The sequence below is a fragment of the Bacillus sp. cl96 genome (assembly GCF_900100505.1).
Classification (GTDB): Bacteria; Bacillota; Bacilli; order Bacillales; family Bacillaceae_G; genus Bacillus_A; species Bacillus_A cereus.
The window spans coordinates 93639-106268 of sequence record NZ_FNDM01000014.1; the positions used below are offsets into that span (position 1 = coordinate 93639).

The following is a 12630-nucleotide window of genomic DNA, read 5'->3' on the forward strand; positions in this document are numbered from 1 at the left end:
TAGAATGGTTTAACAGATTTACTATACACGTCACTTTCCATACTGTATAATACATCTTTAATTATCAATTCATTCCTTTTGGTCTATAGAAAGGAGATTCGAAATGGAACTGCTCCAGTTAAAATACTTTCAGACAGTTGCACGACTAGAACATATGACAAAGGCAGCTGAAGAATTGCATATCGCGCAACCTTCACTCAGCAAAACAATCGCTAGACTCGAAAAGGATTTAGGCGTCCCTTTATTTGATCGCCAAGGCCGACAGATTACTTTAAATTCTTTCGGAAAAGTATTTTTAAAACGAGTAGAGCGTATTTTTCATGAATTAAGTGAAGGGAAACGAGAAATTAAAGATTTAGCCGAATTACAACAAAGCTCTATTACACTGGCCGTTTCTATTCCGAGAATATTACCAGAACTACTTGGCTCTTTTTTAATAGAACATCCTAACGTTCGATTTCAACAATTTCTTGCATCTACTCCTTCTATGAAACGACAACTAGATAATATAGAAATTGACTTTTGTATCTCCTCTGTGCCAATTGAAGGTGAGGAGATTGTTTGGGAACCACTTATTACAGAAGAAATTTTCTTAGTCGTCCCTTCAGGCCACCGTTTATCCGGCCGAGAAAATATCCACCTCCATGAAGTAAAGGACGAACCGTTCATTAGTATGAACACTGGCTATGGATTTCGGCACTTAACAGATGAATTTTGTAAAGAAGCTGGTTTCACTCCGCATATTGCTTTTGAAGTCGATGAACCGACCGTAATTAGCGACCTCATTAAGCAAGGTCTCGGCATCGCTTTTGTTCCAAGTTTAACTTTATTAAAAAACTCTACTTTAGCATCAAGAAAGTTGCGTATTATTGAACCCACTTGTCAGCGAACCATCGGATTAAGTTGGTCAAAAAAACGCTACTTATCAAAAACAGCTCGGCAATTCCGTGAATTCGTGATTGACTACTTCTCTAATATTAGGACGTAAAATTATATGAACAAATAAAAGGTGCCACCCTCATATGGTGGCACCTTTTATTGTTCACTCTTTTTTAATTCTATTTCAGCTAAAAGTGGTAGTACGTTATCAAAAATATGCGTATTATTATTTTCACCTGTTACATATCCACCGTAATATCTACTAAATACGTTGTCATTTCGTAATGTGGCCATATGATCATACAATTCCTTCGCAAACTTTGTATCACCTGTTTGTAGTACGTACAAAATCGTTAGTCCGTACGCGGCCGGCGATTCATAATTCACAGTTTGTTTTCCCGTTTCTAAATTGTAACGACCGTATAGCTTTCCATCCTCCTGGAACTTCTTCTTTATAAATTCCAAATAAGCAGCTGATGAAAGACCACCTAAACTTCGATGATATGCAACGTATGATTGGTCAATAAGATTCACTTCTTTATCGTACGTAAATGTACCATCTTCTTTATACTCTTTTGGGAATGCCCAGCCATGCCTTGGATAATCTGCTAAAAATTGAACGACTTCCTGATATTGCTGAGCAGAAACTTTGCCGTACTTCTTCATATAGGAGAATGCACGCGGATTTATGTATGATGTTGTTACAAAATTATTTTGTTTTCCTGCATCTGCATCATAATAATCAACATAATAATTATCTTTTTTATTATAACGAAGTACAGCATCACTTAATTGATCGGCAAGGTTTTTATAACGCTCTTCCTTATACATTTCATAAGCACGATATAATTGTTCTATAATACGAAGATCATCTATAAGTGCATTTGTAGCTGACTGCCTCTCTCCCTTTTCAGAGAGTTTCCATAAAACGATATGATTCTTATATATGAAATTATCTTGAATAACCTTTACTTGCTCATCAAATAACGCCTGATCATCTTTATCAAGTGTATACTGTAACCATAATCCCGCCGATTCTGATAAAGCTTCGCGTCCCTTAGCTTCACCCGTACCTGCCTTAGTATCTACTAAACGATACGTGGCAAGTGTTCCATTGTCATTCACCATATGTCTTAAAATAAAATTTTCTGTACGGTTTCCTTGTAAAGCTGACCAAAATACAATTCCACCTAAAGCGATTAAGAAGATAACTCCAATCCCTATATATAAACGTTTCCGCAATCTTTTCACCTCCCTAGTAAGGCTAACCTTAATTTTATCAGAACATACATAAATTTAAAAAAGACAATCTATTAGATTGTCTCCCGCATTTCTATCCCCCGCAAACCTCTTTAGAAGGTTTATATAGCGATTGTACAAGTCGATCATATTCACGACGTGTAATTTCTTTATTATATAGCTTCAATAATAAATCTCTATGCTCTTTTGAAAATGCCATCTTTTTAATGACTTCAGGATACATAAAACACCCTCTCCATTTCACATAAACTTCTTGATTCCGAAAAACAGAACTTATGTTCGCATAAAAGATTATAAAAGATTCCTGAGCAAAAAACAAACAAAACATGACCAACTATTTATTTCTTTCTATTCAAAATATTACAACATTATATTATCATATTCACTTTTTAAATACATATATATTTTTGGTAGTTTTTTTGAATAAATCTTCCAATTCAATCAGAAAATAATGGCAAAAAAGAAGAGGAGTTTACATATGGATACGGTAACATTAGCAAGAGCATTTTTTGGTTCTTCATTAGCATTCCACATTATCTTTGCAACACTTGGTGTCGGTCTTTCATTGATGATTTTTATAAGCGAAATACTCTATCACTGGAAGAAAGACTCCGACTATGCCATTATGGCGAAAAGATGGACAAAGGCGTTTGCTATTCTTCTCGGTGTAGCAATTCCAACTGGAACAATCGTTGGTGTGCAAATCTCACTTCTTTGGCCTGGTTTCGCCAAAATTGTTGGGCAAGTTATTTCTGTTCCCTTCCAAATTGAGATTTTCGCCTTCTTTTTGGAGGCTTTATTCATGTCGATTTACGTATATGCAGCTGATAAACTTCCTCCATTTATGAGATTAATCTCGCTATTTTTCGTCATGCTTGGTGCCACGGCATCCGCCGTGCTCATTACATCAGCAAATACATGGATGAATACACCAGCAGGCTTTTCAATGAATCCAGATGGATCTGTTTTTAACGTTGATCCGTGGAAAGCTTTCTTTAATCCAAGTTTTGGCACAAGTGCATTCCATGTTGTTATTACGGCTTATGCAACTGGTGCGGCTGTCATTGCTTCTATCGCTGGATTTAAATTATTGAAGAAAAATTTAAGTACACGTGAAATTGCTTATCATAAAAAAGGGCTACTATTAGGGCTTGTCGTGACATTTATTACAGGCGCTACGATGTGGCTTTCAGGACATGAATCAGCGATCGCCTTACATAAACACTCACCTGAAAAACTTGCATCTGCTGAAGCTTTATTTGAAACGACATCACACGCACCGCTATCCATTGGCGGGGTTGTGGATCCTAATACACTTGAACTAAACTATGCACTTGAAATCCCAAACATGCTTAGCTTATTAGTGGGACTAGACCCTAGCACTGTCGTAAAAGGTCTAAATGAATTCCCACAAGAAACATGGCCACCATTTTATACACATACACTGTTCAACTTAATGGTCGGCACTGCTGCGTTTACCTTTGCAGTTGCAGCAATTGCTCTCTTATATTGGTACTTCGTTTACCGAAAAAAGGGGACAGAACTACCGAAGTGGTTACTTTTGGGGGCTGCCGCATGCGGACCAATTATGATGCTCGGTATTGAATTCGGATGGATTTTCAGTTGTAGCGGTCGTCAGCCATGGACAATTTATGGTATGCAACGTACAGTCGATGCTTCTACTCGCGCTGATTTCGTCGGTCCTTTATTTGTTTTATTCATCATTTTATATATTGGACTCGCTATTTTAACAGTCATTGTTCTACGGACATTCTTTAGAAGACATCCATTAAAGAATGATTTACAACACCAAGGAGGCGATTCTCATGCATGAGGAAAGTATTGCAATCATCATCTTATGGGCCCTTATTTTCGTATACAGTATATTAGGGTCCATCGATTTTGGAGCTGGTTTTTGGGGCATGGTATACGCCAAACATCCAACTCTCGCTGCCAAACTTGCGAATCGGTACTTATCACCCACTTGGGAAGTAACAAATACGTTTCTTGTTTTCGTCGTTGTCGCATTTCTCGGCTTCTTTCCGAAAGCGGCCTTTACTCTTGCGACAGTAATGTTCGTACCAGTTATGTTAATTTTAGTGCTCGTTGCAGTACGTAGTACGTTTATGGTATTTGCTTACTCCTTGCCAAAATATCAGTACCTTCTTCGGGTTATTTCAGGTATTACTGGTCTCTTAATTCCAGCACTATTAATTACCGTTTTACCCGTTACAGAGGGAGCCTATATTACAATGTCTGAAGGAAAAGAAGTACTTCTGTATGGAAAACTTCTTTCTAGCCCGGTTATCTACTGTTATATGCTTTTCGGACTAACGTCTGAACTATTTCTCTCCTCTCTCTTTCTTGCTGATTTTGCGAGAGAACAAAGTTCAGAAGATACGTATAGAATTTATAGAAGAAATGCTATCATTCTTGGTCCTGCAACGCTCGTTACAGCAATCATCGCCCTCGTTGTAATGGACCCAGAAACACATTGGCTTATGCAAGGATTAATAAAGCAATTCCCGTGGTTTACAGTTTCTATTGTTTTATTCGTTATCGGATACTCGTCCCTTTGGTGGACAAACAAAAAATACAATACACTAGGATACCCTCGCATTGCCGTTTTAGCTGTCGTCGCTCAATATGCATTTGCAAGCTACGCTTACGGCGTCGCGCATTTACCGTATATTATTTATCCTGACGTAACTGTATTTACAAGCTTCACAACGACAGAAACGTTCTATGCACTGCTCATTCTATACGCAATTGGGATTGCAATTTTATTACCAGGATTTATTTTCTTCTGGAATTTATTCTTGAAGGATCGTACTTTTTTGAAGGAAAAATAATATAGTCTTGGAGTCTGTCCCAAAAGGCATTTTGGAATAGACTCCTTTTGTCATGTTTTGTCGATAAGTCGATATATTTTAAAAATCGCTGATATATTTTGAGTTGCGCCGATATATCTCCATAATCGCTGATATATTTTAAGTTGCGCCAATATATCTCCATAATTGCCCATATAAATTTCATTTACTATTTTACTGCCCCAATAATTTATAGACTCCTCTCATAATAGTTATTTCACTATTCGTGACACTTGTCCTTTAGCATGAAAAACACATATTCGGTTCATCTCGTTATACGTCTAGTTCTTCTTATTTTTTGCTGAATATACTACCAATATAAACTTGAGACAAGCTACATCTGTTCAAGGGAAAATAGAAAGGTAGGCAAAATATGAGCATTGAAATATGGATTACTATTATTGTATTCTTCTTAACGATGATTGTTATCTTTTGGCGGCCTCGCGGTTTAAATGAGGCGTGGCCAGCAGCAATTGGTGCTGGCATTATCCTAATTACTGGACTTGTGTCAAAACCAGACGTCATAGATATTGTTAGTAAAATAGGAGGGGCCTCCATAACAATATTAGCGACCATCGTCATGGCAGTTATATTAGAAAGCTTCGGCTTCTTCCATTGGTCCGCAGCGAAACTAGCAAATCTAGCAAAGGGTTCTGGACGCCGTCTATACTGGTATATTCAATTATTATGTTTTCTTATGACTCTTTTATTTAATAACGACGGTAGTATTTTAATTACAACTCCCATTTTAATTCTTCTTCTAAAAAACCTTCAATTAAAACCACATCAACAAATTCCTTATTTATTAAGTGGCGCTTTAATCGCTACTGCATCTAGTGCACCAATTGGTGTAAGTAATATCGTAAACTTAATTGCATTAAATATCGTTAATATGACTCTTTATATGCATACTGCTATGATGTTTGTACCTGCAACATTAGGCTTATTATTTATGTCATGGCTCATGTATACAGTTTTGAAGAAAAAACTTCCGAAAAAATTACCTGTTTCTTCATATGATATTGAAGAAATTTTCTTCACGAAAAACTTCCATCCACTAAAAGGAAATAATTCTGTTGATACGAAACAAAAACGGACAAGATTCATGTTAAAAGTATTAGGTTTCGTCTTCCTGATGCGCTGTCTTCTATTCGTTGCATCCTTCTTATCCATCCCAATTGAAATCGTTGCAGTACTTGGTTCACTTGTTCTTCTCATTTGGAGATGGTACTACTTACGAACAAACCCTGTCGACATTTTGAAAAAGACACCGTGGCACATTTTAATTTTCGCCTTCTCTATGTACGTCATTATTTACGGACTCCACAACGCAGGATTAACAGCTGCACTTGTACAATGGCTCGAGCCAATTGTGAATCAGCACCTACTCTATGCTAGCTTTGCAATGGGCGGACTTGTATCCATCCTCTCTAACGTCTTCAATAACCATCCTGCCCTTATGATTGGTACAATCACATTAACAGAAATGGGACTAGATCCAGTCACATTAAAAACAATCTATCTTGCAAACATCATTGGTAGTGACATCGGTTCACTATTACTACCAATTGGTACACTAGCTTCACTCATTTGGATGTATATTCTGAAACAAAACAAAATTAAAGTAAAATGGAAAGACTATTTAAGTGTATCCCTTATCGTTATCCCGCTCACAACAGTCGTCACACTATTCCTCTTATTCTACTGGGTACATCTCTTCTTTGCCTTATAAACAACAGAAGCCCCATTTGCTACCGTCTTAGCAAATGGGGCTTCTTCTATAATAAAGTTAGGTACTACAGTGTGATCAATCAAGTAAAGAGGTGTAACATGTTATTGATATAAATGACTACCAGCTTCTTTAAATTCTTCTGCTTTCTCTTTCATTCCTTTTTCAATTGCTTCTGTCGTTTCTAAATCATTTTCTTTTGCATACTCACGAATATCATGTGAAATTCTCATACTACAAAACTTCGGTCCACACATTGAACAGAAGTGAGCTGTCTTTGCCCCTTCTGCAGGCAACGTTTCATCATGATATTCCATCGCACGTTCAGGATCTAAAGATAAATTAAATTGATCGCGCCAACGGAATTCGAAGCGTGCTTTTGAAAGTGCATCATCACGCTGATGAGCCGTTTTATGTCCTTTCGCAAGATCAGCCGCATGCGCTGCAATTTTGTACGTAATAACACCCGTGCGTACATCATCTTTGTTTGGCAAACCTAAATGTTCTTTCGGCGTTACATAACAAAGCATCGCTGTTCCAAACCAGCCAATCATAGCAGCTCCAATCGCCGATGTAATATGGTCATAACCTGGTGCAATATCTGTCGTTAGTGGCCCAAGTGTATAAAACGGCGCGCCCTGACAAATATCAAGCTCTTTCTCCATATTCTCTTTAATTAAGTGCATCGGTACGTGTCCAGGTCCTTCGATCATAACTTGCACATCATGTTTCCAAGCAATTTGGGTTAATTCACCAAGTGTTTCAAGCTCAGAGAATTGTGCTTCGTCATTTGCATCTGCAATCGATCCTGGACGTAATCCATCTCCAAGAGAGAACGAAACATCGTACTGCTTCATAATTTCACAAATCTCTTCAAAATGAGTATATAGGAAGTTTTCTTTATGATGGAATAAACACCACTGCGCCATAATCGAACCACCGCGCGAAACGATACCTGTCGTACGCTTTGCCGTGATTGGAATGTAACGAAGCAATACACCAGCGTGAATTGTAAAGTAATCAACGCCTTGCTCCGCCTGCTCAATTAACGTATCACGATATACTTCCCACGTTAAATCTTCTGCAATTCCGTTTACTTTTTCCAGCGCTTGATAAATCGGTACAGTTCCAACTGGTACAGGCGCGTTACGAATAATCCACTCACGCGTCGTATGAATATTTTTACCTGTAGATAAATCCATAATCGTATCTGCACCCCAGCGCGTTGCCCACGTCATCTTCTCTACTTCTTCTGCAATCGAAGAAGATACAGCTGAGTTTCCGATATTCGCGTTTACCTTCACATGGAAATTACGCCCGATGATCATCGGTTCAGCTTCTGGATGATTAATATTCGCTGGTAAAATAGCGCGGCCTTCTGCGATTTCCTTACGAACAAACTCCGGCTCTACCCCTTCACGAATCGCAACATACTCCATCTCAGACGTAATAATGCCATTACGTGCATAGTGCATTTGCGTAACGTTTGCACCTTGCTTTGCTCTAAGTGGCTTGCGATCCATCTGCGGGAAAACAGGTGTATGTTTCGAAGCCACTTTCACACCGTCATCCTCTGGTTTCACTTCACGCCCTTCGTATGCTTCTACATCACCACGCCCCAGAATCCAAGAATGGCGCGGCGTTGGAATCCCCTTTTCTAACTCCACTTTATACTCAGGATCCGTATAAGGGCCGCTCGTATCATACACACGAATTGGCGGATTTGGAACGCCATTCGTTTCGCTTTGTTCAATCTCACGCATCGGTACTTTCATGCCTTCTCGTGGTCCATCCACATATACTTTCTTACTCCCTGGTAAACTCGATTTCAATTCAATTTGCTCAGCTGAAACAGATTGTTTCATAAATTTTATTGCCCCCCTGTTCGTGACAAGGACGAGATATGGCCAGCGCATGCCAAAATAAAAAGAGCCAGGTCCATAAAAAAATAAGGACCTGGCTCATAAAGACATCATTATGTAAAGCCGTTAACTTCCCTACGCTGGTACGAGCCAGATCAGGTCCAAAGGGTTAAGAAGTTCACGCGCTTCTCTCTCAGCCTACGCATACGTTAGGCACCCCTAGTTTATCACTGATTTAATTTTCAATACTTTCCCATCATACACCATAATCTGAAAAATTCAAAGCTTATTTCTTTTGCTCTTTACGGAATCATCCACGTTAAATAATACGCCTGCACATACGTCATAATACCAACAATAATTACGAAGAATAAGCTATGCTTCACTGTAAAACGGAACAAATCCGATTCTTTTCCAGCAAGACCAACCGCTGCACAAGCGATCGCAATCGACTGCGGGGAAATCATTTTACCTGTTACACCGCCTGTTGTATTTGCTGCAACGAGGAGCACTTCAGATACGCCGACTTGCTGCGCTGTAATGGCTTGTAAATTTGAGAACAGTGCATTCGCAGACGTATCAGACCCTGTTAGGAATACGCCAATCCAGCCTAAGAATGGTGAGAAGAACGGGAATAGGCCGCCAGTTCCGGCTAATGCTAACGCTAACGTGGAAGATAGACCAGAATAGTTTGCGATAAATGCAAACCCTAGTACGAATCCGATAGATAGAATTGGCATTTTTAATTCGCTTAACGTTTCTTTAAATGTCAATACTGCATCTTTTACATTCATTTTCAAAATAAACATGGAAATGATACACGCAATTAAAATCGCTGTTCCGGTTGCCGATAATACATCAAACTTCAAAATTGCCTCGTAAGGCGTTGGTTTATTTACAATTGGCTCTGCTTTCATTACTAGATTATGCAGACCTGGAATTTCAAACTTAAATACAAGACTTTCTAAAGCCCCTCCTGGAGTGAATAATGCCTTAAAGAAGCTTTGGCTCCAAATGACTACCATAACCGTTAATACGATAAATGGGGACCATGCCTTCACTACTTTTCCAAACGTTAATTTCGGCATCGATGCCGCTGTCGTTGTTGCTGCTACTTCACTATTTACTTGCCCAGATTGATAAATTTCTTTCGGCTGCCAAACTTTTAAGAACAGCGCTAAACTAATTAAACTTACAAGTGCCGATGTAATATCCGGAAGTTCTGGTCCTAAAAATGTCGCTGTAATGAACTGCGTAATCGCAAATGAACTACCCGCTACAAATAACGCAGGCCACGTTTGTCGTATCCCCTTAAATCCATCCATTAAAAATACGATAAAGAATGGCACAAATAATGATAGGAACGGTAATTGATGCCCAGCCATTTGTCCAATTTTATGTGGATCAATACCTGTTACTTGTCCAGCAACTGTAATCGGAATTCCCATCGCTCCGAACGCCACTGGTGCAGTATTTGCAATCAAACAAAGACCTGCTGCGTATAAAGGATTTAACCCAAGCCCCGCAAGAAGTGCTGCTGTAATCGCTACTGGTGCCCCAAATCCTGCCGCTCCTTCTAAAAATGCTCCAAATGAAAATCCAATTAAAATAACGAGTAGACGATGATCGCTCGTAATCGATAATACCGATGCACGAATCACATCGAATTGACCTGTTTTCACAGAAATTTTATATAAAAATACCGACATAATGATAATCCAAGCAATTGGCCATAATCCGTATAAGAAACCATATCCGGTCGCTGCCATTGCCATCGTGAACGGCATTTTATAAGCGAATAACGCTACTAAAACTGTAAGTACAACTGTAATAAATCCTGCCACATACCCTTTCATGCGGAAAACTGCTAAAGCTAAGAAAAAAAAGATAATCGGAATAAGTGCTACCGCTGCCGAAATCCAAATGTTTCCGAATGGATCATAAACTTGTGTCCATGTGTTCATTGTTCTCTCCCCCTAAAGAATCCCCTTTTAAATAGAATAACCTCATCAATAGACTATCAGGTCATCATACCTTTAAGTCTAAAATAAAAAAACGTTTAAGAAAACGTTTTCAACAACTTTCATTTATACTGTACCATAACAATTTCCATTAAAAAAGATTTTTTTGAAAATTTTATCATTTAACGAAAAAATCTTACAAAATCGTCATGTTCCTGTAATGTTCATCGATAGAAAGCTTGCAAAATTTATTGCATAATAATAGTATAACAACGGACATTATTTATGAGGTGATATATATGAATGGAAACAAAATATTAGCTGCTTTATCGTACTTTAGTGTACTATTTGCCCCTATCTTATTCCCAATTATCGTTTGGATTGTGGGGGACGCTGAAACAAAGCCACATGCAAAACGTGCTCTATGGACACACATCATTCCAAGTATTGCTACATTTATCGGCGTAGCCATTTTAGGAATTATGGGCATGGGATCTGACCAAGCAGATGTAACACTTGGAATTGGATCAATGATTGTCTTAGCTATTTGCGGAATCATCAGCTTATACTACTTCATCTGGAACATTGTAAAAGGAATTAAAGTACTGAAAGCTTAATTTTAAACAAACGTTTGTTTAAAAAAGGACCCTTGCAAATTGCAAGGGTCCTTTTCCTAATTCGTTCACTTTATCTTCTGCGTTTCTTCTTTTTTCTCATCATTTTCTTTCGGCGCGTATTCACTTTATCCGCTATAATGTGAAGCGTACTTGCCACAACAATTCCCATTAAGAACGTTACAATTTCAACCTCATGTTTCTTCGCAATTTCTATTAAATTACCATCCAGTGCGATTACATTTAATAGAAATAAAAATGGAGAAAAGACGATTAACATGTACGCAATACGAATCACATCACCAAGTATAATCGTATGCGTAAAGAAAGATCGATGCGGCATTACTTTTTTATAAGGATACCAAAATATACGTAAGAAACCCCATTTGTTATAAGCATTACTGTACGTATCTAAATCTGGTGTTAAAAATGAAGTACCTACTAAAAAACCAATTGCAAAAGTTAATAAAAAATCAAAATTTGTTAATCCATACGAAAAGAGAAAAAACAAAACAACCGGAAGGGATATTAAGTTTATTTTCGTATGCGTTCTTCCTGATGGCATAATGCACTTCCTCGCTTACGTTCGTCCTGTCACCTTATGACAGGTTTCACCTATTGACCTAATTTCTGATCGATAAATGTTGTGTCTATATCCGAACCAAACCATTCTGCCAACTTCACTCGTGCCTTATCTTTCACATCTTCATTGACGTATAACGACACCTGTATTAGTGCGGCCGTTAACGCCCCTAAATCATCCGTATAGCCAATTCCAGCAATGAAATCTGGAATCGCATCAATCGGTGCAATAAAATAAGCAAGTGCTCCAATTACAATAATTTTCACTCGTTTTGGAACATCTGGTCTTTGCAAAACGTAAAACAGTAATAAACTTGCATAAATGACCGACTGCCCAGCTTGCTTTGCAACATGTTTTACTTTCTTCCAAAACGCTTCAACTGAAAATTTTTGTTTCATGTAAAAAGCCTCCCTATTTTTAAAAAGAAATAAGCTACAATATGTTATCAGTAAAAGTTCATGGAAATTACACAAAACCTATCAATGAACTTTTATTGTAACAAACAAACCAAAAAAGAACAAGTGTTCGTTAATTTTCACACGATTTCCTTCATATAATAGATTTCTAGATAACCCTTACCCATCTTCGTTTCTTATTTCTCAACAAAGAAAATTTTCACTTCTACTTAACATTCTGCTCTACCTTTGTTATATTTTCTAGTTGACGGACATATAAACGAATGTTAAAGTTTTCTCTGGTAGTGACAAATCTTATACAAAAAATGTAAAATGTTATAGTGTTTCTCAGAAATGAATTTTGTTGTATAATACAGAAATGACGTTATGCTTATGAGCAACAAAAGAAACCAAAAGGGTATGCATAGTTATAGTCGTATATGGGTGAATATAGAACCTTTAATTATGGCCAAGAAA

The 12630-nt window shown here is 37.9% G+C and carries 11 protein-coding genes and 1 riboswitch; of the genes, 5 read left to right on the top strand and 6 right to left on the bottom strand.

Translation table 11 applies throughout. From position 1 onward, the window contains the following. The first annotated feature begins 103 nt into the window (after positions 1–103). Positions 104–988, top strand: a complete 885-nt coding sequence (locus tag BLT20_RS24595) for a LysR family transcriptional regulator (protein ID WP_000421938.1) — start codon at positions 104–106, stop codon at positions 986–988. 47 nt (positions 989–1035) lie between these two features. On the opposite strand, the gene BLT20_RS24600 is transcribed toward BLT20_RS24595, so the two are convergent. Both BLT20_RS24600 and BLT20_RS30635 read right to left on the bottom strand, forming a co-directional pair. Beyond that, positions 1036–2121 (bottom strand): hypothetical protein, encoded by a 1086-nt coding sequence (locus tag BLT20_RS24600; RefSeq protein ID WP_001231664.1) that lies wholly within the window; start codon positions 2119–2121, stop codon positions 1036–1038. 91 nt (positions 2122–2212) lie between these two features. Further along, a complete protein-coding gene (locus BLT20_RS30635; protein ID WP_000283180.1) occupies positions 2213–2362 on the bottom strand; it encodes a hypothetical protein in 150 nt (49 codons plus the stop codon). Positions 2363–2617: 255 nt separating this feature from the next. Here BLT20_RS30635 and cydA point away from each other — a divergent pair, with 255 nt between their 5' ends. From cydA to BLT20_RS24620, 3 genes are all read left to right on the top strand, one after another. Further along, complete coding sequence (gene cydA / locus BLT20_RS24610; RefSeq protein WP_000381982.1) at positions 2618–3973, top strand: cytochrome ubiquinol oxidase subunit I; 1356 nt, start codon at positions 2618–2620, stop codon at positions 3971–3973. Beyond that, on the top strand, positions 3966–4991 hold the full coding sequence (locus tag BLT20_RS24615; RefSeq protein WP_000544187.1) for a cytochrome d ubiquinol oxidase subunit II: 1026 nt from the start codon (positions 3966–3968) through the stop codon (positions 4989–4991). Before cydA ends, BLT20_RS24615 begins: the two co-directional genes overlap by 8 nt. Positions 4992–5382: 391 nt before the next feature. Continuing rightward, positions 5383–6741 carry an arsenic transporter gene (locus BLT20_RS24620; protein WP_000021127.1) on the top strand — a complete coding sequence of 453 codons (1359 nt, stop codon included), beginning with the start codon at positions 5383–5385 and terminating at the stop codon, positions 6739–6741. A gap of 101 nt (positions 6742–6842) precedes the next feature. Here BLT20_RS24620 and thiC read toward each other — a convergent pair whose 3' ends face one another. After that, entirely contained in the window at positions 6843–8603 is a 1761-nt protein-coding gene (gene thiC / locus BLT20_RS24625) for a phosphomethylpyrimidine synthase ThiC (RefSeq protein ID WP_000814483.1), read from the bottom strand. Positions 8604–8715: 112 nt separating this feature from the next. Beyond that, positions 8716–8831, bottom strand: a riboswitch (TPP riboswitch). A 71-nt stretch (positions 8832–8902) separates the two neighbouring features. Continuing rightward, the gene (gene lldP, locus BLT20_RS24630) at positions 8903–10564 is read right to left on the bottom strand and encodes an L-lactate permease (RefSeq protein WP_001099346.1); all 1662 of its coding nucleotides are present in this window, start codon (positions 10562–10564) and stop codon (positions 8903–8905) included. A gap of 296 nt (positions 10565–10860) precedes the next feature. Here lldP and BLT20_RS24635 point away from each other — a divergent pair, with 296 nt between their 5' ends. Continuing rightward, on the top strand, positions 10861–11178 hold the full coding sequence (locus tag BLT20_RS24635) for a magnetosome magnetite crystal formation protein family (protein WP_001014096.1): 318 nt from the start codon (positions 10861–10863) through the stop codon (positions 11176–11178). Between the two features lie 70 nt (positions 11179–11248). On the opposite strand, the gene BLT20_RS24640 is transcribed toward BLT20_RS24635, so the two are convergent. Both BLT20_RS24640 and BLT20_RS24645 read right to left on the bottom strand, forming a co-directional pair. Then, positions 11249–11740, bottom strand: a complete 492-nt coding sequence (locus BLT20_RS24640; protein ID WP_001139056.1) for a metal-binding protein — start codon at positions 11738–11740, stop codon at positions 11249–11251. Between the two features lie 50 nt (positions 11741–11790). After that, positions 11791–12156, bottom strand: coding sequence for a YkvA family protein (locus BLT20_RS24645; RefSeq protein WP_000810369.1), 366 nt, complete (start codon positions 12154–12156; stop codon positions 11791–11793). Between the last annotated feature and the right edge of the window lie 474 nt (positions 12157–12630).